Genomic DNA, 19905 nt, shown 5'->3' on the forward strand with positions numbered 1-19905 from the left:
GAGATGACCGACACCGCATTCCTGTCCGACCTGCCGCTGGCCGGCGAGCTGATCGGCACCGACTTCGAGGGCTGGAGCCCCGAGCTGCGCGCCGAGTTCGACGCCCACGCCCAGGACGGGGCGGTCGGCTCACGGCTGCTCAGCCACAACGACCGTGTAAGGGTCTGGGAGATCCGCCTCGCGCCCGGCGAGCGCTGGCACGCCCACCGGCACGTGCTGGACTACTTCTGGACCGCGGTGAACGCCGGCCGAAGCCGCCAGCACACCAGCGACGGCACCACCCGCGACGTTTCCTACGCCGCGGGTGAGACACGGCACTTCACCTTCGCGGCCGGACAGTACCTCCTCCACGACATCGAGAACGTGGGGGAGACCGATCTGGTGTTCACCACCGTCGAGCACCTCGACAGCGCCAACGAGCCGCTTCCGCTGGATCCTGCATGACCGGCGGGATCGACATCCACGCGCACTGGCTGCCCGCGGACCTGTTCGGGTTGCCGCCCGGTGCGCCCTACGGACCGCTGCGGGACCGGGACGGCGAACTCCACCTCGGAGACGTACCGTTGTCCATCGCCACCCGCGCGATGAGCGACATCTCGGCGATCCGCACCGACATGGCCGAAACCGGGATCGCCGTGCGTGTACTGTCCGCTCCGCCCTTCGCCTTTCCGGTGGCCGGGCCGGCAGCCGACTACGTCGACGCCTTCAACGACTCACTCGCCGCGGCGGTCGCCGACTCCGAGGGAGCGTTGGCCGGGTTCGGTCTGGTGCCCCTGGACAGTGCCGCGACGGCGACCACCCGGCTGGAGACCCTGGCCGCAGCGCACGGCATCACCGGCGTGGCGATCCCTCCGCTCCTCGGCAGTGAGTCACTCGACTCCGGCGTCCTTCGGCATGTGCTCACCGAGTGCACACGGCTCGGACTCGCCGTGCTGGTGCACCCCATGCAACTGTCCCGGCCGGAGTGGTCGCACCACTACCTGGTCAACCTGATCGGCAACCCCGTGGAAACAGCCACCGCCGTGGCCGCACTGCTGCTCGGCGGCGTACACGAGGCGCTCCCCGGACTGCGGATCTGTTTCGTGCACGGCGGCGGCTGCGCTCCTGCTCTGCTGGGCCGCTGGGATCACGGCTGGCATGCGCGCCACGACGTCCGCCGGGACTCGACCCGCCCACCCGGCGAGGCGGCACGGGAGCTGTACTTCGACACGGTCACACACGATCGGGCCCTGCTCGACCTCCTTGTCGAACGGATGGGGAAGCAGTCCGTGCTGTGCGGCAGTGATTACCCGTTCGACATGGCGCAGAGCGATCCCCTCACCTTCGCCACGACAGGGGGCCTGGACACCGACACCCTGACCGCGAATGCCCGCGCCTTCCTCGGATGGGCGCCGTAGGGATCGTCCGTCCGCGTGGCCTCCGCCCCGCTCGCCAGTCCCCGGGAACAGGCTCGGAACGTCCCGTGTAGGAAAGTCGCGATCGCAGGCCACCCTCATCCACCTCCGATCAGGTCGGCCGCCTTCTCCGCGATCATCACGGCGGCAGCGTTGGTGTTGGTCGAGACGATCGTGGGCATCACCGACGCGTCGGCGACGTACAGGCCCTCCACGCCGTGCACCCGCAGCCTCGGGTCGACCACGGACGTGGAGTCGACGCCCATCCGGCAGGTGCCTGCTGCGTGCCCGTAGGACTGCACGGCCTCGCGGACGAATGCTTCCACCGCCGCGTCGGACGCGCCCAGGAGGGCGTGCGGCTCGGCGCGCCAGGCGTCGAACGCCGGCATCATGCTCAGGTCGAGGGCCTGGCGCACTCCGGCGACCAGGGCGCGCAGGTCGTCGGGCTCACGCAGGTAGCCGAAGTCGAGCACCGGTGCGACCGTTGGGTCGGCGCTGCGCAGGGTCAGCGAGCCGACGCTGGAGGGTCGCATGTGCCCGACGCCGAAGGTAAATCCGTTCTCGGGGACTTGCTGCCAGGGGTTCGCGAACGGCGCGTGGATGAACACGACCTGGAGGTCCACCGAGGCACGTCCCGGTTCGCTGTCGAGCAGCAGGGTGACCTCACCGAGATTTGCCGACGGCGGTGGCAGCGGCTGCGCGGCCTGCACGGTCAACCCGGCCAGGATGATGTGGTCGAGCAGTCGCGCGCCGACCCCCGGGCTGTCCACCTGGACCTGGACCCCGACGTCGGTGAGGTGCTTGGCTGGACCGATCCCGGAAGCCATCAGCAGGTGCGGGCTACCGATGGCACCGGCGGCGAGCACCGTGCGCTGAGCCCGGACCTGGACCGGACGGCCGGCACTGACCAGGTTGACCCCTAGGCAGCGCTCTCTGTCGAGGTCGATCCCCGTGACGAGCGCCGAGGTCATCAGGTCGAGGTTCGGACGTGCCAGTGCCGGGTCCAGGTATGCCGACGCGGTGGTCTGTCGGACGCCGTCGACGATCAGCAGGTCGTGACTGGCGGCACCCCGCAGCCGCGCGCCGTTGAGGTCCTTGACGACCGGGAATCCTGCCTGCTCGGCCGCGTCGAGGTAGGCCCGGGAAAGCGGGTGCAGCGTCGGTGAAGGGCCTGGACGCAGCGGCCCGGAGCCGCCTCTGTGCGTCGGGTCGTCGCCGTGGTGCACCGAGGTCTCGCAGCGCTTGAAGTACGGCAGCACGGACTCGTAGTCCCATCCGATGCAACCTTCGTAGGCCCAGGTGTCGAAGTCCGAGCGGTCGCCACGCAGGAAGGCCATCGCGTTGATGCTGCCGGTGCCGCCGACGATCCGGCCGCGCGGGATGTCATGGACGTGTCCCGTCTCGGCCTGGACCTCGGACTCGTAGGCCCAGTCGACGTCGGTGCCACGCAGGCAGGGCCAGATCGGGGTCCGGGTGATCCGGTCGCTGGTGTCCTCGACGCCGGCTTCGACGAGGAGCACCCGTGTCGACGGGTTCTCGCTCAGCCGGGCGGCGAGCACGCAGCCGGCGGTCCCTGCCCCCACCACGACGACGTCGTAGTCGAGCATCGCGCTCACAGCGCGACCACGACGGTCTTCGTCTCGAGGTACTCCTCGAGAGTCTCGCGGCAGGTCTCCCGGCCCCAGCCGGATTCCTTGGTGCCCCCGAAGGGCAGCGCGGAGTCGGCGGCCTGGTAGCAGTTCACCCAGACCTGGCCGGACTCGATCGCCGCAGCCATGCGGTGCGCGCGCGAGATGTCCTTGGTCCACACCGCGGCACCGAGGCCGAAGCGGGTGTTGTTCGCGAGGGCGAGCACCTCCTCCTCGGTGTCGAAGGCAACTGCGCAGACGACGGGACCGAAGATCTCCTCGTGCATGATGCGCGCTTCGGGGGCGGCGTTGATGAGCACCGTCGGTTCGACGAAGTAGCCGCCGTCGTATCCCTGGCCGGTGGGCGCCTTGCCACCGGTGACCACCTCGGCGCCCTCGTCGATGCCGATCTTGATGTAGTCCAGGACCCGGTCCCGGTGCTCGGCCGAGATCAGCGGGCCCATCTGAGTGCCCTCGGCGGTGCCGCGTCCCAGCCGGATGGAGGCGGCGTGCTCACCGAGGCGGCGTACCACCTCGTCGAAGATGCCGCGCTGCACGTAGAGACGGGAGCCGGCGATGCAGCTCTCCCCCTGCGTCGCGAAGGCTGCGGCGGCCGCGCCGGCGACGACGGCGTCGAGGTCGGCGTCGTCGAAGACGATGTTCGGCGACTTCCCTCCGAGCTCGAGCGAGACCCGCTTGAGGTTGTCGGCGGCCGCGCGGACGATGTCCTTGCCCGTCGGCACCGAGCCGGTGAAGGTGACCTTGTCCACGCCCCGGTGCTGCGAGAGCGCGGCGCCGGCGACCTCGCCGAGGCCGGTGACGTAGTTGATCACCCCCGGCGGGAAGCCCGCCTCTATGCTCAGCTGGGTCAGCGCCGCGATGGACAGCGGCGTCTGCTCGGCCGGCTTGACGACGATCGTGCAGCCGGTGGCCAGGGCAGGTGCCAGCTTCTTGATCGCCATCAGGAGAGGCAGGTTCCACGGCACGATCGCCGCGACGACGCCGACAGGTTCCTTCAGCGTGTAGGCGTGGAAGGTGCCGCCGTGGCCGACCGGGTAGGAGATCGGGATGGTGTCGCCGGTGATCTTGGTGGCCCAGCCGGCGTAGTACCGGAGTACGTCGACCGAGAAGGGGATGTCGAAGTAGCGCATCTCGTCCATGGGCTTGCCGCTGTCGACCGAGTCGATCGCCGAGAGTCGCTCGGCATCGCGCTCGACGAGATCGGCCAGCTTCCAGAGCAGCTGGCCGCGTACCTGCGGCGTCATCGTGCGCCACGGTCCCGCGGGGGCGAGTGCGGCACGTGCCGCGGCCACCGCGGCGTCGACGTCGGCCGGCTGCGCGGCAGGCACTTGGGCGATCACCCGGCCGTCGGCCGGGTCGTGGACGTCGAAGGTCTCACCGCCTTGCGCGGTGACCCACTCGCCACCGATGAACATCCGGGTGGCGGCGTCGATGTCCGCCTTGAGTTGGGGCGTGAAGGGGGAAATGGCAGTCATGACCGTTCCTGGTTGACGGGACGAAGCGAACGAGGCGAGGTGGTCAGCCTCGGGCGAGCCGGACGCTGATGCTCTTGACGTGGGAGTAGTGCAGCAGCGCCTCGATGCCCTTCTCCCGGCCGTAGCCGCTGAGCTTGTGGCCGCCGAAGGGCATCTGCACCGACTGGGTCGACCAGGAGTTGACGTAGACCTGGCCGGCCTCGATCGACTCCGCGACCCGGAAGGCACGGGAGATGTCCGCCGTGAAGACGCCACCGACGAGACCGAAGTCGGAGTCGTTCGCGATCGCGACCGCCTCGTCCTCGGTGTCGAACGGGATCACCGCGAGCACCGGCCCGAAGACCTCCTCGCGAGCTACCGTCATGTCGTTGGTGACGCCGGTGTAGACGGTCGGTTCGACGTAGAAACCGCCCTCCCGGCCCGGCACCGTGGCGACATGGCCACCGGTCACGGGGGTCGCGCCCTCCTCGGCGGCGACCTTGAAATAGCGCTGCACCGTCTCGTACTGGTCGCGGGTGATCATCGGACCGAGGTTCTCCCCAGGCCGTACGGCGGCGGCGACGCGGGCGACTTCCCCGACGAACGTGTCGTGCACGGAACGCTCGACCAGCAGGCGGGTGCCGGAGGAGCACACCTGTCCGGCGTTGGTGACGAAGGCACGCACGGCCTCGCTCGCCGCGAACTCCAGGTCGGCATCTGCGAAGACGATGTTGGCCGACTTGCCGCCGAGCTCGAGAGTGAGCGGCAGCACCCGGTCGGCGGCGATCCGCCCGATCTCCTGGCCGACCCGCACGGAACCGGTGAAGGCCACCTTGCGGACCAGGGGGTGTTCGACGATCGCGGTGCCGACCTCGCTGCCGCGGCCGAGCACGACGTTGAACACCCCGTCGGGCAGGCCCACCTCGGTGGCGATCCGGGCCAGCTCGAGCGTCGTACGCGACGTGGATTCGGCCGGCTTGGCGACGATGGTGTTGCCGGCCGCCAGCGCCGGTGCACACGCCCGTGCCGCCTGATTGATCGGCAGGTTCCACGGGGTGATCACCCCGATCACTCCGAAGGGCTCACGACGGGTGTAGACGTGCAGATCAGGCTGGATGTCGAGGACGTCACCGGCCGGCAGGTTGACCAGACCGGCGTAGTACTCGAAGTAGTCGGCGCTGCCTCGGATCTCGGCCGCCGACAGCACCAGCGGCTTGCCGGTGTCGGCGGACTCGAGTTCGGCGAGCCGGTCGACATCGGCGCGCAGCCGGTCCGCGACGGCCGAGAGCAGCCGGCCGCGCTCCATCGAGGCGAACCGGCGCCAGCCTGGGGCCGCCGCGGCAGCCGCACGGACGGCCAGGTCGACATCGGCCGCGCTGCCCAGGCCGGTCTCGGCTCCGGCGCCACCGGTGGCGGGGTTCTCGCCGGGGCGCGAGGTGGCCGCGGCCACCGGCTTCCCGTCGATCCAGTGCGTCAGCACCGCATCGTTCTCGCTCAACGCTGTGCTCCGATCAGCTCGTACATCCGGGTGTGGTCGGTGTCGGCGGAGACCGCGGCGGCGATCCGGCTCCACTGGCGGGCCACCTCGTGGGCGACCTCGGCCTCCTGGTGGAGGTCGTCGGCCAGGTCGACGGCGATGCCGACGTCCTTGGCCATCAGATGGAGGGCGAAGCCGGACCCGAAGGTGCCGCTCGTCATGAACTGGATGACCTTGTTCTCACTGGTGTTGGAGCGGCCCGAGGAACTGTTCAACACCTCGGTCATGGTCTCCGGGGTGATCCCGAACCGCTCCCCCAGCTGGAGTGCCTCGACCGTGACCGAGATGGTCGCGGCCGAAACGAGATTGTTCAGCGCCTTGGCGGCGTGGCCCGAACCGACCGGTCCGACCACGATCACCGTGGACGCGAGCGGTTCGAAGACCGGCACCAGCCGGTCGAGATCGGACCGCTCCCCTCCGGCCATCACGGCCAGCTTCCCGGCGACGGCACCGCGAACACCACCGGAAACGGGCGCGTCCACGAAGCGCAGGCCTGCCCCGGTCAGCCGGGCGGCCAGCGCCCGGGTACGCGTCGGTACCGAGGAACTCATGTCCACGACGAGCGTGCCGGGCCGCAGTACGGCGGCGACACCGTCGGTCTCGAGCACGGCCTCGACGACCGCACTGTTGGGGACCATCAGCACCAACGCGTCGACCTCGCCGTACGACGACGGACCCGTCGCGGCGGCGGTACCGGGGTGATCCTCGACGAAGCCGGCGACCGCCTGCTCGTCGAGATCGCCGACGACGAGGGCGAAGCCGGCCCGGTGCAGCAGGGAGGCCATCGGTATACCCATCTTCCCCAGGCCGATGAAGCCCAGGGTCCGCAATTCGCTCATTTCGACTCGGCGTCCATCTGGGCGATGACCTCGGCGGCGAGACGGAAGGCCTCGAGAGCAGCGGGACCGCCGCAGTAGAAGGCGGTCTGCATGAGGACCTCCTTGATCTGCTCGACGGTGACTCCGTTGTTGATCGCGCCACGGACGTGCGCCTTGAACTCGTGGCCGCGGTTGAGGGCGGTGATCATCGCAAGGTTGACGAGGCTGCGCTCCTGCAGCGTCAGGCCGGGGCGGTTCCAGATGTCTCCCCAGCAGTACTGGGTGACGTACTCCTGCAGGTCGCGGGAGAAGTCGGTGGCCGCGGCCAACGAAGCATCCACGTGCGCGTCGCCGAGCACTTTCCGGCGCATCGCGATGCCCTGGTCGTACAGGTCCTGGTTCATGGGTCCCCTTTCCGGGGGTGAGTACGGAGTTCAGATCCGAGCCAGGTCGGCCCAGTCGGTGATGACGAACGCGTTGGCGTGGGCGGCGACGCGACAGGCGGAGTGTCCGCTGAAGTGACCGGGGAAGACGAGCAGGTTGCGCTCGCTCGCCTCGGCCAGGAGCCGGCGACGCTGGGCGCGCGCCTGGACCGGGTCCTCGCAGAAGCAGCTGTTCACGTCCGGTGCGGCGACCTGCACCGGTGAGTGCAGGATGTCGCCGACGAACAGCGCACCCTGCCCTCTCGACTCGATCCGCAGGATCGCGGAGCCCGGCGTGTGGCCCGGCGTGGCCTCGAGCACCAGGTCGTCGTCCAGCCGGTGGCGACCACTCCAGAGGCGGACGAGGCCCGCCTCGTGGACCGGAGCGACGCTGTCCTCGTAGACGTTCTGGTTGCCGTCGCCGGGTTTCCTCGGGTGCAGCAAGGGGTTCCAGAACTCGAAGTCCTCCGAGGTCATCAGGTACTCCGCATTGGGGAACGTCGGGACCCAGGAACGGCCGTCGAGGCGGGTGTTCCAGCCGACGTGGTCGACGTGGAGGTGCGTGTTGACGACGACATCAATGTCGCCCGGCGCGACCCCGACCGCGGCAAGGTTCTCCAGATACCCGGTGCGGTGGTGACCGTACACGGAGGCGTACGGCCGTTCCTTGTCGTTGCCGGCACCCGTGTCGAGGAGGATCAGGCGCCCCTGGCTGCGGATCAACCAGGAGTGCAGCACCGAACGCAAGGTGCCCGTGCCCGCATCGAAGAAGTCCGGCGAGAGCCAGTCGGCGTTGTCGTACCAGTACGACGGGTCGCTGTCCGGGAACAACTTCGCCGGGACCGCGAGGCTCGGCCCGGCGTACTCCTGGATTCGGATGATCTCGACATCGCCGATCACCACGGTGTCCGTGGTCACGGCCGCGCTCCTTCCGGCACCGGATACAGAGCGAGTACGTCGGGTCCCGCGGCGGAGAGTTCGAAGTTGGCGGTCTCCATCACTTCGGCGGAGAAGCCATTGCCCTTCGCCATCGTGCGGGTCTCGGCCATGAAGGCACTACGGGCCTGCGCGGCATCCGACATCGGGCGCTCGCGTTCCTCCCAGACGGCAAGGGCCTCGGTGATGTCGTCGTACTGGTCGAGCGTGTGCGCCAGCTCGACGGCATTGACGATGCCGACGCTGGCGCCCTGACCGAGTGCCGGGCACATCGCGTGGGCGGCGTCACCGACGAGGACGACGCGGTTGTCGGACCACGGCGTCACCTTGTTGGTCTGGTAGGCGTCGTGACGTCCGCCGGTGGCCACACCAGCGAGCTCGATCGCGCCGGCCAGGTGCGGGAAACGCTCGGACCACACCTCGACATCGACCGGAATCCGTGAGGCACGCTCATTAGCGGTCGAGGCCATCATGCCCATGTAGATCGTGTCCGGCCCGGTCGGGATGAACAGGATCCGCATGGCATCCGGCTCAAGGGTCCAGAAGTCGATGACCCGGTCCCACTCCTCGCCCTTGAACTCGTCGGACCGCGGGATCAGCACGCGGCAGACGCCGTCCTGGTACTTCTTCCGCTCCTGCACCAGGGCGGGCAGCGAATTACGGACGGCCGAACCGGCACCGTCGGTGGCGACCACGAGGTCCGCCTCAAGCCGGCTCCCGTCCTCGAGCACCAGTATGCCGGCCGGTTCGGCGGCCACCGCCTTCGAACCAGCCACGATCTCGACACCGACCTCACGGGCGGCATCGGTCAGCAGGGCGTGCAGCTCGGGGCGGGTGATCGCCCAGTACGGGAAGCCCGGGATCTCCTCGGACACGAGTTCACCGTTGAGGCTGGTGTCGTAGGAGTCGGGCAGGACACCCCGCTCGCGGATCGTCGCGGCGACGCCGATCACCTCGAGCGCGAGCATCGCGTTGCGCCACAACAGGATGCCGGCCCCGAAGTCGCGCAGCTCGTCGTTCTGTTCGTGCAGGCGGACGCTCCATCCCTTGCGGGCGAGGGCGATGCTGACGGTCAGCCCGGCGAAACCGGCGCCGGCGACTTCAGCGTGACGGGCCTGGTCACTCATGGTTCTCCCCTCGGACGCGATCGTGCTCATTCAGAATCCACCCAGCCCGTGAGGCTGCCGCGGGCAAGAGTGTGGAAGTGCAGGTTGAAACCGAGCACGGTCGGCGTCAGGTCGGCCGGGATCTCCAGCCGCGCCACGTCGACGGCGTGCACGATGAAGACATAGCGGTGGCGTCCGGAGCCCGGCGGCGGGTTGGGACCGACGTACTGCGGGAGGCGGACGTCGTTGGGCAGCGTCACCGCGCCGGCGGGCATGTCGGCGGATCCGGGTGCACCCGCACCGGTCGGCAGCTCAGTGGCCGTCACCGGGATGTTGAAGACCGCCCAGTGCATGAAGCCGATGCCGGTCGGGGCGTCGGGGTCGTAGCAGGTGATCGCGAAGCTCTTGGTCTCCGCAGGGAAGTCCGACCACGACAGCTGCGGGCTGGCGTCGGTGCCGCCGATGGCCGGGTCGCGGAACGGGACGGGCACCTCCGCCCCGTGGACAAGGTCGGTGCTGGTGACGGTGAGTGCGGGCGCCGGGGTGACGACGGCGTACGGGTCATCGGTCATGGGGTTCTCTCTGGATCAGCGGGCGGGGGTGGAGATGACGTCGAAGGTGCGCAGCGGCTCGGTGACGCGCAGGGTGCCGGACCAGCCATCGGGGAGGCCGACGGTGGCGCCGCCGGTCAGCTCGACCTGCGAGCCGTCGGCGTTCTCGAGGACAGCGATGCCGGAGAGCACGTAGACGAAGCGGGCCCGTCCGCGCATCTCCTCGGTGTGCTCGCCGACCTCGGTGGTGCGCAGGAGGGCGGTCCCGTCGGGGCCGTCGGAGACGACGCCGTCCTGGGCGACCTCGTCGGTCGGGACGAAGGTGCACTTCTGCACGCCTTCGCGGTACGGCGGCACCGGCGTCGTGTGCACGTAGACCTTGCGCACCGTCTTGGTGATCTTCCAGCGGCCCTTCCAGCCGAAGGGGAGGATCAGGATCGAGTCGGCGGTGAGTGCGTACTCGGTGCCGTCCTCGTCGACGATCGAGCCGCCGCCGTCGAGCAGGTACATGAACGAACCGCGGCGGTCCTTGTGGCGCGGGTAGACACCGGCGTCACAGGCCCACACCGCGAAGAAGCCGTTGTCGTCGTCGAGGAGGACGTCCTCGTAGGCGAATTCGGCTCCGCTGACGATCGGCTCCATCGAGATCTCCACCGGGAGCGGTCCGGAGAACACCGCGTCGGCGTTCCGGAAGGGCGCCGCGACCGGAGCGGTCGTGTCGTCTGACATCGTCACTCTTTCTTCGTGGGGATGGATCAGGAACTGGTCGGGGCCAGGTCGAGAGCGGGCTCGGTCACCGGATCGGTGATGCCGAGGAGCTCGAACGCGGGTCGGTGCAGGAGCTCGTGCAGTTCCTCGTCGGTGATGGCGGTGTAGCCCTGACGCTGAGTCTGTGCGACCACCTTGTGCAGGCCGTCGACGGCGGACTCGGCACTCACCATTGGTGAATCACTGCCGAAGAGGACCCTGTGCAGGACGCCGTACTCCTTGGCGGCGACGAGCGCATTGGCCAGCACGGTCGGGCGGCTGGGGATCGCGGAGGTGTCGGCGTACACGTTGGCGTGGCGACGCATCACCGTGACGGTCTCGTAGATCCACGGGTGGCCCATGTGTGCGATCACGATGCGCAGGTCGGGGAAGGCGATCGCGACATCGTCGAGGAGCAGGGCGACGGAGTCGGCGAGCCGGCCGGCGCTGGCGAAGATCGCGCCCTGGTGGATCATCACCGGCAGGCCGAGTCGCTCGGCGGTCTTGAAGACCCGCAGGGTGAGCGGGTGCAGCGGCGAGGTGCCCTGGTAGATCGGTCCGAGCTTGATGCCCTGGAGGCCGAGCTCGGCGTGGCAACGCTCGATCTCGTCGCAGGCGTCGTGGCGGGTGGGGTCGACCGACATGAAGCCGACGGTGTGGCCGCCCACCTTGCGCACGAAGTCAGCGATTGCATCGTTCGGTACGACGATCCCCGACGCGAAGGCCTGGAGACCGAAGACGATCGTCCGCTCGGCCGGTGCCACCCGCTGGGTGTAGGACTCCAGCGTGACCCGGTCGATCTCCTCCTCGGAGAGCTTGCGGTTCACCCGCTGCAGTCCGTCGGACCACGGCGAGCCCTGGTGGTCGGGGGTCCAGAAGTGCGTGTGCACATCGGTGATCACGGCTCAGATCTCACTTCGCAGGTAGGGAATCGTCAGGGCGGTCGGCGCCTGGTTCCGGGTGTTCCCGGCGGTGGCCAGCGCGACCAGCGCGAGGACGTAGGGCATCGCCAGCCACAGCGGGACCGGCAGGGTTGTCTTCGGTGCGGCGATCGCGGTGACCACCAGGGCGATCAGTACGACGCCGATGAAGGCGTCGCCGCTGGTGAGCCGGATACCGGCCCGGACCCGGGCGCGCAGCGCCAGGACGACGACCACGATCAGGGCGGCCGCGATCCAGACCTCGCGCGGGATCTCCCCCAGTGCCTGCAGTCGGAGCTGGGTGGCATCGGTGACCGCGAAGATCGTCACGGCCAGGCCGACCCCGCCCAGACGCCAGCGGCTGAAGAGCACCGCGGCCAGGGCAAGGTAGCCACGTCCACCGGTCATCGACTCGCGGAAGACACCGACATCGCCGATCGAGAGGTAGGCACCGGCCAGTCCGGCGCAGCCCGCCGAGAACATGGTCGCCGCCCAGCGCAGGCCGCGCACGCTGACACCGGCCGCATCGGCGGCGATCGGCGTCTCGCCCACCGCCTTGAGGTTCACACCCCAGGTCGTGCGCGTCATGGCCAGCGCGACGAGTACGACGACGACCGCGGTGACGTAGATGAACACGTCCTGGTTGAAGAGCGCCTGGCCGACCACCGGCAGGTGTTCGAGGCCGGGGATGCCGTGGCGCTGCATCGGCGCGAGGGTCTTCGGATCCTTGATCGCATCGCTGTTGAGGAAGGTCGTGATGCCATAGCCGAGCAGGCCGATCGCGATGCCCGACACGATCTGGTCGACCTTGGCCTCGATGGCGAGCACGGCCATCAGGACACCGAAGAGCAGTCCACCGGCCAGGCCCCCGAGGAAGGAGACGAACATGTTGCCGGTGCCGGTCATCGTCCAGTAGGCGGTGAAGGCGCCAGTGAGCATGACGCCCTCAAGGCCGACATTGATCACGCCCGCCTTCTCGGAGACGAGTTCGCCCGTGGCGGCCAGCAGGATCGGTGCGGCGATGGTCACCGCAGAGACGAGGAAGGCGACGTCGAAGATCCCCATGTCAGACCCTCTCCGCGATCGGTGCCGGGTCGGCATCCTTCGCGTCGGATTCGGGCGCCGCGGACGGCGCGATGGCGGCGCGTCGCGACACCCGCCGCTGGAGCAGCACCGCGGCGACCAGGACGAGGACGATCACGGCACCCTGGAGCACCGAGGCCATCGAGCTCGGTACGTCGAGCTGGGCCTGCAGTGCGGTACCGCCGACATTGAGGGAGGAGAAGGCGATCGCGGCGATCGGTGCCGCGGCCGCCGAGTTGCGCGCGAGCAGTGCGACCGCGATGCCGTTGAAGCCGACATTGGCCTCGAAGCCATCGCTCATCCACGGAGTCGATCCGGCGAAGAGAAGGGCAGCCCCGGCCACGCCGGCGAAGCCACCGGAGATCAGGATCGCCTTCACGCCCTCACGCACCGGGTCGACACCAGACCAGCGGGCGGCGTCACGATTGCCACCGGCCATGCGGAGACGGAAGCCGAAGACGGTCCGGCTGAGCACGACGACCACGAGGATCGCGCAGATCGGGAGCAGGACCACGTCGTACGAGAGGGTCCGACCGGGGATGCCGTCGTACGCGGGCCACAACGTGGAACTCGGGAAGGTCTTCGACTGCGGCTGCCCGTCGAGCGAACCCTGCAACGGACCGCGCACCAACCAGGCGGCGACCTGCACCGCGACCAGGTTGAGCAGCAGCGAGGAGACGATCTCGAGCACACCCCGCGAGGCCCACAGCCACGCGGTCACAGCGGCCCACAGCATGCCGCCGACGGCACCGGCGACAACGGTCGCGAGTACGGCGAGCGGCATCGGCAGGCCACCGCACTGGAGGCCGACCGCGGTCGCTGCCGAGCCACCGATGATCACCTGGCCGGGGAAACCGACGTGCAGGCGGCCGGCCCGCGTGGCGACGATCCAGCCGAGGGCGACCAGCAGGAGCGGAACACTCTGGGTGAGCGTCGTACCGAGGTTGACGCTCTGGCCGAAGGTGCCGTCCCAGAAGACCGACAGTGCGTCGCCGGGCGAGACCCCGATCGCGGCGACCATCGCGGCGGCGAGCGCGATCGCGCCAACCACCACTGCGAGCTGGACCCCGATCCGGGTCAGTAGGTCCTTCCCGATCATCACACCGCCTCCGACGACGTCATCAGGGCGCCCAACTGGGCGCGAGTGGCGGACCCACCGGGGACGGTCCCGCGGATCCGGCCGTGGGCTAGCACGGCGATCCGGTCCGAGAGCGACATCACCTCGTCGAGGTCCATGGAGATCAGCAGTACGGCGCCCCCGGCCTCCCGGTGCTCGACCAGGCGGCGGTAGACGAAGTCCGTGGCGCGTACGTCGAGACCGCGTACCGGCTGTGCCGCGATGAGCAGTGACGGACCGGCCGAGAGTTCCCGGGCGAGCACCGCCTTCTGCTGGTTGCCGCCCGACATGCGTGCGATCGGGAGCGCCTCGCTCTCGGCACGGATGTCGTACTCGGCCATCAGCGCGCGGGCGTGCTCGCGGGCGGCAGCGGTGCGGAGAACACCGCGCTGGGCAAGGGGTTCGGTGCGCAGCGCACGCAGGCCGATGTTCTCCCACAGGGTCATGTCGCCGACGATCGCGACGTGGTGACGGTCCTCGGGGATCAGCGCACCGCCGCGGCGGTAGAACTCCTCGGGCGAGCGCGCGGTGAAGGCGGAGCCGCCCAGATCGACGTCGCCGGACAGCGCCGGACGCAGGCCCATCACGGCCTCGACCAGTTCGGCCTGACCGCTGCCGGCCACACCGGCGACGCCGAGGATCTCCCCGGCACGGACCTCGAGAGAGACCTCCTCGAGAGCACGCGGCCCCTGCGGTATGCCGGGATCGCGCGCCACCGTGAGCTCGCGGATCGACAGCACCGCGGCACCGGGCTCCCGCGGTTCGGGCCGGGGGCGTTCGGCAACCGGCTCGCCGACCATGAGCTCGACCAGCCGGTCCGGCGTGGCATCAGCGATGCGGCCGCTCCCGGCCACCGCGCCACGACGCAGCACGGTCCAGCGGTCGGCGGTCGCGAAGACCTCCGAGAGCTTGTGGGAGATGAGGATGATCGCGTGACCGTCGTCGGCGAGCCGCCGCATGAGGCGGGCCAGCTCGTTCCACTCCCCCGGGCTGAGCGCGGCGCTCGGCTCGTCGAAGATGAGGATCCGGGCACCGCCGCACAGCAGCTTGACGATCTCCAGTCGCTGCCGTTCACCGACGGCCGCATCGCCGACCAGCTGGTCGGGGGTGATCCGCAGACCCGTCGCCGCGGCCACCTCGTCCGCCCTCCGACGGGCGGCGGCAGCGCCATTGCGCCACGGCACCGGCGAGGGTGCGATCACGAGGTTCTCCAGCTCGGTGAGCGTGGGAACCAGGGTGAAGTGCTGGTGGACCATCCCGATCCCAGCACGAAGTGCGTGCTGCGGCTTGCGGAAACGGACCGGCTCGCCGGACACCTCCACCTGTCCCTCGTCGGGGTCGTACAGCCCCGTCACGATGCGCATCAGCGTGGTCTTCCCGGCCCCGTTCTCGCCGAGGAGGGCGTGGATCTCGCCCCAGGCGACGTCGAGGTCGACCGCATCGTTGGCGACGAAAGCTCCGAAGCGCTTGGTCACCGAGCGCAGCCGCAGCGCGGGCGCACTGCCCTGCGACGCCTGGGCGTCCGGGCCGGGATCGAGGATGTTCGTCATCGGGTCAGCGCTGCTCGAACTTGTAGCTCGGCTTGGGCAGCAGTACGCCGTTGTCCGCGGTGATCTCACCGTCGACGATCTGCTTGGTCACCTTCTGCGCAAGGGCCTTCTCCGCGGCACTGCCCTTGCCGGGGCAGAACTCGAAGCGGAGCGCACCCGAGGCGAGTCCGTAGCTGATCGCACCCGAGGGCAGCTTGTCCGTCGCGGCCTCGGTGACGGCACTCTGCAGGATGTCGGCCCACGAGACGACACCGGAGCCGATGATGTTCGGGCTGGAGTCGCAGTGCGTGGCGAAGACGTCGTACACGCCGGCGGCGGGCTTACCGGCATCGGCGGCCTGGTAGACACCCTCGGAACCGGAGTCCAGGTCGGAAAGGATCTGGTCGACGCCGTTGGCCATCATCGCCTCGGCGGCCTGCTTGGCCTTGCCGACGTCGTTGTAGTCACCGGTGTAGGTCTGGACGACCTTGGTGGCCGGGTTGTCGATCTTGGCACCCTGGACCATGCCGTGGTACCAGGCGGTCGAGGCCGGGACCTGCAAGCCGGCGATCATGCCGAGCTTCTTCGAGTGCGAGTGCATCGAGGCGACGGCGCCGGCCACGATGGCGTTGTGCCCGACGGCGGTGGTCACGGAGGTGACGTTCTCGGCGTACTGGTCGAGGTCAGAGGCGACCAGGATGAAGCGCACCTTCGGGTACTTCGGTGCGACGACCGCGACCGACTTGTTCAGCGAGGCGCCGTCCGCGATGACGATGTCGTTCTTGGCCGCCAGCGACTCGAGGCCCTGGATCTGCTTCTGGGAGTTGGCGGCGTTGTCGACGACGGACGAGAGCTTGAGGTCCGCGTTCTTCGCGATCGCGGCGTTGATGCCGGCGAGGCTGAACTGGGTGAAGCCCCCGTCATTGCGCGGCGCCTGGGCCAGGAAGCCGATGGTCTTCTTGCCGGAGTCGGCGGAGCTGCCGGCGGTGTCGGAGGAACTGCTGCCACACGCGGTCAGCACCACTGGTATGGCAGATGCCACCGCAGCGAGCGCGATCTTGTTTCGCATCCGAGGGGCCCCTTCGGTCGGCCGGGATTTCGAGCTGGTTGCGATTGTCGATGTGGTCCCAGCATCACTGGTATGGCAGTACCGAGCCTGAGTGACGCCTGGGTTTTCGCATCGTGGGACGCACTCTGTGGTTCTGCCATACCAGTTGTCAAGCGGATCGCAGAACGAAATCGAAAGGCAACGTGGCCGTAGTCGAGGGAGGCCGGGAGCCGCGTGGCCCAGCGGCCTGGGTTAACCTGACATGTCAGGCCTGATCGCTCGGCTCGGGGCCGCCGAACTTCGTGCTGACCTCTTCCTGGAGCTCGAGCCGACCCCGCCGGACGTGCTCGCGCATGGCCGTCTCGGCCTCATCCGCACTGTGCGCGTGCAGGGCGCGGACGATCTCGCGATGCTCGGCGAGGGAGCGCTCCATGCGGCCTTCACGGCGGGTCACGATCGAGGAGAGCAGGCCGCGATGCAGGCACTGGATGACGCCTGGGTTTTCGTATCGCGGAACGCACTCTGCGGTTCTGCCATACCAGTTGTCAAGCGGATCGCAGAACGAAATCGAAAGGCAACGTGGCCGTAGTCGAGGGAGGCCGGGAGCCGCGTGGCCCAGCGGCCTGGGTTAACCTGACATGTCAGGCCTGATCGCTCGGCTCGGGGCCGCCGAACTTCGTGCTGACCTCTTCCTGGAGCTCGAGCCGACCCCGCCGGACGTGCTCGCGCATGGCCGTCTCGGCCTCATCCGCACTGTGCGCGTGCAGGGCGCGGACGATCTCGCGATGCTCGGCGAGGGAGCGCTCCATGCGGCCTTCACGGCGGGTCACGATCGAGGAGAGCAGGCCGCGATGCAGGTACTGGATCAACAACCGGTAGTGGTCACTGAGGCGCTCGTTGGACGCGCCAGCCACGATGAGGCCGTGGAATTCCGCATCAGCACGGGTGTAGCCATCCGAATTCGCGACACGGACGTGCTCCGCCATGGCAGCGATCGTCTGGTCGATCCGATCGAGGAAGTTGTTGTTCGCCCTGGCGGCACACAGCCGCGCGGCCATGCCCTCGACAGCCTCGCGCACCTCAAACAGATCGAGGATCTCCGAACGGGAGACCGAGCGTACGAACGTGCCGCGGCGCTGCTCGATCGCGACGAAGCCCTCCCGCTCGAGCTCCTTCAATGCCTCGCGGACCGGCATCCGGCTGACACCGAAACGGGTCGCCAGACGCGCCTCCGAGAGCCGCTCCCCCGGCGGGACCGCACCCGTGACGATGTCCCTGCGCAACAGGTGGAGGATCGTCTCCCTCTTCGAGCTCTCGCGGGTCAGGGCAGGGTCGGTATCCACTCAGGGTCCGTTCGTCAGGAGGAGATCTGGGTCCACGAGAGGCCGGCGAGCGGCCTCCGCCTTCCTAGTATGGTAGCCGTCGCCCACGATTCGGCGCCGAGCCACCGGTGATGGTCGGGTCGCCTGGGGGAATCGCACCCCCGGGCTCCCACAGAGTGAAGTAGGCCGCCGACGAGGTGCCCGTGGCTATGGTTCTCGATGTAGACCCGCCGGGCCGGAGACCACCGGTAGCGCTCGGCGCGCAAGGCGTCGACGATGCTGCCGATCCTCTCCAGCGACATGCCGTCCGCGGTTTCCCTGGTGACCGCCGACGTCATCGCGCCCTTGTTGGCGTAGATCCGTCCATAGGCCATCAAGTACAGCTGTGGGTTGGACAGTTTCCGATACAGCCTCTCGATCGGTTGTCCCCCTTCTCCGCGCTTGCGGACGACGTCCAGCACCGTTTCGGCGGTCTGCATTACGCATGCCTCCCTTCTCTGAACTTCTCGATCACCTGTGCCCCTTCGCCCTTGCTCCGGCCCTCCCGGACCTCACTGCAGGTCGTGACTCCTGCGACTACTACGGGCACTCCGTCGCCATAGGGCTCGCGCCCCGTAGGCGATCCCGTGGTACGTCTTCGCTGTGCGTATCGAGCACGACGTAGGCCGCCCACTCATCTCCTTGACCGGCCTCGCTAGCGGGCGGTGGTCGGGCCGCAGCGCGAGGACTTCAGGGGCGAGGTGGGCGGCAGAAAGGCGGCACGCTCAGAGGTGGTGCGCTCGCGTATCTGTTCCAGGCAGTATTGGACACGGGCGTGGCTGGAGAGGTCGATGGCGCCGGTGAGGCGGCCCCCTCCTCTCCGACGCGGCCCGCGGTGCACTTCCGCACCCGGTGCGCACCGGTGGCCGCACCGTCGTGCAGGTGAACACCCGGTGCGGTGGTGCGCGCCCCACCCGGTGAGCATCGTGCATTCGGTGCGCACCACCGCCCACTCTCGCGGACGACGCCGTCGACCGAAGGCTCGGCTCCGGTGGCCGGTCACGAACAGGGCCTGTGCGACGCCGGTCACCGTGCCGGCGGAGGGAGATGCCTACACGGCAGAGCCCGGGCGGAACGGTACGGCGACGTCGGCCACATGCTCGCCCGGCTCGGCGGTCGCCCAATTCGGGTAGTACACCTCCCGGTTGGAGGCACTGCGGGCGTACGCGCGCTCGGCGAGCCATGCGCCGACGGCGTCGTGGGCCGCAGCCATCACCGGGTAGCCGTCATGCCTCTTTGTGAGGGCGGTGTATGCCTCACGATGCGCAGGCTCGATGCGTACCCCGATCCGCTCGGTCGGTTCGACCACCTTCTGTGTGGGAGCGCAGACCTCGACCAGGCCGTCGGAATCCTCGCTCACCAGGCCGTGGTAGACGGCGAAGAGAGGTCCGGACAGGCACGCTCCCACCTGCTGCAGGCGGGAAAGCAACAGCTCGCTCGACTCCGCAAGGAAGCCGGGCAGGTCGGACGCGGTCACATGGCGCTGGGTGAACAGGACCTTCTGCTCGGGCACATCACGCTCGGCGATCTCGTACATGGTCGGGCTCCTCCCGGTCAGAACCTCTCTGGCGTAGCCCACCGCGTCCCGGCGCGCTGCGTGAATCGACTCCTGTTCTCGCCAGTACGCGCGGAGCACCCGTACCAGCTCCTCACCGCTCGCATCGAGCACCTCCGCGATCCGCGCCAGCGGCATACCTGCGGCACGCAGCAACGCGATACGGCGGGCCTGTTCAACCTGGGCGAGACCGTAGCGGCGGATCCCGGTCCGCGGATCGACCCGGGCGGGCGGCAGCAGCCCACGGTTCCCGTAGAGCCGCAGGGCCTTGAGGCTGAGCCTGGTCCTGGCGGCGAGCTCCCCGATGGTAATCAAGTCCTCTTGCACACGGCCACTGTGCCCTCTGCCCCTGGGGAAGGGACAAGCCCCTCCATTGACGTGCTCCCTGGGCTAAAGTCCGGGGATTCCGGCCTGGGTCGTCTGACCCTTCCGGGGGCTTCCTGCTTCACCGCGCTGTGCGGGCACGTGTGCCTGTCTTACCGGCGCTCCACAGGCGTTTGGCGTCTCCGCCCGTCCGGCGGCGACGATACGGCGTCCTTCGAAGAGGACGTTACGGGCTGCGTTGTGGTCGCGGTCGTGCACTGTGCCGCACGCGCCGCACGTCCACTGCCGGACGTGCAGGGGCTTGGGGCCGTCCCGGAAACCGCAGGCGGAGCAGACCTGGGAGGACGGGAAGGC

At 69.0% G+C, this 19905-nt stretch carries 20 protein-coding genes and 1 pseudogene; 2 read left to right on the top strand and 19 right to left on the bottom strand.

Going from position 1 to position 19905, the window contains the following annotated elements; all coding sequences use genetic code 11:
- The first annotated feature begins 3 nt into the window (after window positions 1-3).
- Window positions 4-444 carry a hypothetical protein gene (locus ACIRFL_RS36965; RefSeq protein ID WP_404037887.1) on the top strand — a complete coding sequence of 147 codons (441 nt, stop codon included), beginning with the start codon at window positions 4-6 and terminating at the stop codon, window positions 442-444.
- A complete protein-coding gene (locus tag ACIRFL_RS36970) occupies window positions 441-1397 on the top strand; it encodes an amidohydrolase family protein (RefSeq protein ID WP_404037889.1) in 957 nt (318 codons plus the stop codon). The genes ACIRFL_RS36965 and ACIRFL_RS36970 overlap by 4 nt, the downstream gene beginning before the upstream one ends.
- 95 nt (window positions 1398-1492) lie before the next feature.
- On the opposite strand, the gene ACIRFL_RS36975 is transcribed toward ACIRFL_RS36970, so the two are convergent.
- From ACIRFL_RS36975 to ACIRFL_RS37065, 19 genes and pseudogenes are all read right to left on the bottom strand, one after another.
- Window positions 1493-3001 carry a GMC family oxidoreductase gene (locus ACIRFL_RS36975; protein WP_404037944.1) on the bottom strand — a complete coding sequence of 503 codons (1509 nt, stop codon included), beginning with the start codon at window positions 2999-3001 and terminating at the stop codon, window positions 1493-1495.
- Window positions 3002-3006: 5 nt separating this feature from the next.
- Entirely contained in the window at window positions 3007-4518 is a 1512-nt protein-coding gene (locus ACIRFL_RS36980; RefSeq protein WP_404037891.1) for an aldehyde dehydrogenase family protein, read from the bottom strand.
- 43 nt (window positions 4519-4561) lie between these two features.
- Window positions 4562-5995 (bottom strand): aldehyde dehydrogenase family protein, encoded by a 1434-nt coding sequence (locus ACIRFL_RS36985; RefSeq protein WP_404037893.1) that lies wholly within the window; start codon window positions 5993-5995, stop codon window positions 4562-4564.
- Window positions 5992-6873, bottom strand: coding sequence for an NAD(P)-dependent oxidoreductase (locus ACIRFL_RS36990; protein WP_404037896.1), 882 nt, complete (start codon window positions 6871-6873; stop codon window positions 5992-5994). Before ACIRFL_RS36990 ends, ACIRFL_RS36985 begins: the two co-directional genes overlap by 4 nt.
- The gene (locus tag ACIRFL_RS36995) at window positions 6870-7256 is read right to left on the bottom strand and encodes a carboxymuconolactone decarboxylase family protein (protein WP_404037899.1); all 387 of its coding nucleotides are present in this window, start codon (window positions 7254-7256) and stop codon (window positions 6870-6872) included. The genes ACIRFL_RS36990 and ACIRFL_RS36995 overlap by 4 nt, the downstream gene beginning before the upstream one ends.
- A 30-nt stretch (window positions 7257-7286) precedes the next feature.
- Complete coding sequence (locus ACIRFL_RS37000) at window positions 7287-8192, bottom strand: MBL fold metallo-hydrolase (protein WP_404037901.1); 906 nt, start codon at window positions 8190-8192, stop codon at window positions 7287-7289.
- The gene (locus ACIRFL_RS37005; RefSeq protein ID WP_404037904.1) at window positions 8189-9337 is read right to left on the bottom strand and encodes an FAD-dependent oxidoreductase; all 1149 of its coding nucleotides are present in this window, start codon (window positions 9335-9337) and stop codon (window positions 8189-8191) included. The genes ACIRFL_RS37000 and ACIRFL_RS37005 overlap by 4 nt, the downstream gene beginning before the upstream one ends.
- A 26-nt stretch (window positions 9338-9363) precedes the next feature.
- Complete coding sequence (locus ACIRFL_RS37010; RefSeq protein WP_404037906.1) at window positions 9364-9888, bottom strand: YbhB/YbcL family Raf kinase inhibitor-like protein; 525 nt, start codon at window positions 9886-9888, stop codon at window positions 9364-9366.
- 15 nt (window positions 9889-9903) lie between these two features.
- The gene (locus ACIRFL_RS37015) at window positions 9904-10596 is read right to left on the bottom strand and encodes a cupin domain-containing protein (protein ID WP_404037909.1); all 693 of its coding nucleotides are present in this window, start codon (window positions 10594-10596) and stop codon (window positions 9904-9906) included.
- A gap of 26 nt (window positions 10597-10622) precedes the next feature.
- Window positions 10623-11516, bottom strand: coding sequence for an amidohydrolase family protein (locus ACIRFL_RS37020; RefSeq protein ID WP_404037912.1), 894 nt, complete (start codon window positions 11514-11516; stop codon window positions 10623-10625).
- A gap of 3 nt (window positions 11517-11519) precedes the next feature.
- Window positions 11520-12599: an ABC transporter permease gene (locus tag ACIRFL_RS37025; RefSeq protein ID WP_404037914.1), complete on the bottom strand. Its 1080-nt coding sequence runs from the start codon at window positions 12597-12599 to the stop codon at window positions 11520-11522.
- Between the two features lies 1 nt (window position 12600).
- Entirely contained in the window at window positions 12601-13716 is a 1116-nt protein-coding gene (locus ACIRFL_RS37030; RefSeq protein ID WP_404037917.1) for an ABC transporter permease, read from the bottom strand.
- A complete protein-coding gene (locus ACIRFL_RS37035) occupies window positions 13716-15284 on the bottom strand; it encodes an ABC transporter ATP-binding protein (protein ID WP_404037920.1) in 1569 nt (522 codons plus the stop codon). Before ACIRFL_RS37035 ends, ACIRFL_RS37030 begins: the two co-directional genes overlap by 1 nt.
- A 4-nt stretch (window positions 15285-15288) precedes the next feature.
- Window positions 15289-16332 carry a BMP family protein gene (locus tag ACIRFL_RS37040; RefSeq protein WP_404037923.1) on the bottom strand — a complete coding sequence of 348 codons (1044 nt, stop codon included), beginning with the start codon at window positions 16330-16332 and terminating at the stop codon, window positions 15289-15291.
- A gap of 244 nt (window positions 16333-16576) precedes the next feature.
- Window positions 16577-16765, bottom strand: a complete 189-nt coding sequence (locus tag ACIRFL_RS37045) for an FCD domain-containing protein (protein WP_404037926.1) — start codon at window positions 16763-16765, stop codon at window positions 16577-16579.
- A 187-nt stretch (window positions 16766-16952) separates the two neighbouring features.
- Window positions 16953-17654 (bottom strand): GntR family transcriptional regulator, encoded by a 702-nt coding sequence (locus ACIRFL_RS37050; RefSeq protein ID WP_404037929.1) that lies wholly within the window; start codon window positions 17652-17654, stop codon window positions 16953-16955.
- A 197-nt stretch (window positions 17655-17851) separates the two neighbouring features.
- Window positions 17852-18112 (bottom strand): annotated as a pseudogene (locus ACIRFL_RS37055) (maturase); the annotation flags it as partial.
- Between the two features lie 611 nt (window positions 18113-18723).
- The gene (locus tag ACIRFL_RS37060; RefSeq protein WP_404037932.1) at window positions 18724-19542 is read right to left on the bottom strand and encodes a MerR family transcriptional regulator; all 819 of its coding nucleotides are present in this window, start codon (window positions 19540-19542) and stop codon (window positions 18724-18726) included.
- A 75-nt stretch (window positions 19543-19617) separates the two neighbouring features.
- Window positions 19618-19905, bottom strand: a 288-nt coding sequence (locus ACIRFL_RS37065; protein WP_404037935.1) for a zinc ribbon domain-containing protein, incomplete at its 5' end; no start/stop codon positions are given.

Source organism: Streptomyces sp. NPDC102462 (assembly GCF_044765425.1).
Classification (GTDB): Bacteria; Actinomycetota; Actinomycetes; order Streptomycetales; family Streptomycetaceae; genus Streptomyces.

Bases quoted from the DNA above. Each gene is read 5' to 3' on its own strand.
- ACIRFL_RS37010 (WP_404037906.1), bottom strand. From the start codon at position 9,888: ATGACCGATGACCCGTACGCCGTCGTCACCCCGGCGCCCGCACTCACC.
- ACIRFL_RS36980 (WP_404037891.1), bottom strand. From the start codon at position 4,518: ATGACTGCCATTTCCCCCTTCACGCCCCAACTCAAGGCGGACATCGAC.
- ACIRFL_RS37030 (WP_404037917.1), bottom strand. From the start codon at position 13,716: ATGATCGGGAAGGACCTACTGACCCGGATCGGGGTCCAGCTCGCAGTG.
- ACIRFL_RS37035 (WP_404037920.1), bottom strand. From the start codon at position 15,284: ATGACGAACATCCTCGATCCCGGCCCGGACGCCCAGGCGTCGCAGGGC.
- ACIRFL_RS37005 (WP_404037904.1), bottom strand. From the start codon at position 9,337: ATGAGTGACCAGGCCCGTCACGCTGAAGTCGCCGGCGCCGGTTTCGCC.
- ACIRFL_RS36990 (WP_404037896.1), bottom strand. From the start codon at position 6,873: ATGAGCGAATTGCGGACCCTGGGCTTCATCGGCCTGGGGAAGATGGGT.
- ACIRFL_RS36970 (WP_404037889.1), top strand. From the start codon at position 441: ATGACCGGCGGGATCGACATCCACGCGCACTGGCTGCCCGCGGACCTG.
- ACIRFL_RS36965 (WP_404037887.1), top strand. From the start codon at position 4: ATGACCGACACCGCATTCCTGTCCGACCTGCCGCTGGCCGGCGAGCTG.
- ACIRFL_RS37040 (WP_404037923.1), bottom strand. From the start codon at position 16,332: ATGCGAAACAAGATCGCGCTCGCTGCGGTGGCATCTGCCATACCAGTG.
- ACIRFL_RS36995 (WP_404037899.1), bottom strand. From the start codon at position 7,256: ATGAACCAGGACCTGTACGACCAGGGCATCGCGATGCGCCGGAAAGTG.
- ACIRFL_RS37015 (WP_404037909.1), bottom strand. From the start codon at position 10,596: ATGTCAGACGACACGACCGCTCCGGTCGCGGCGCCCTTCCGGAACGCC.
- ACIRFL_RS37025 (WP_404037914.1), bottom strand. From the start codon at position 12,599: ATGGGGATCTTCGACGTCGCCTTCCTCGTCTCTGCGGTGACCATCGCC.
- ACIRFL_RS36975 (WP_404037944.1), bottom strand. From the start codon at position 3,001: ATGCTCGACTACGACGTCGTCGTGGTGGGGGCAGGGACCGCCGGCTGC.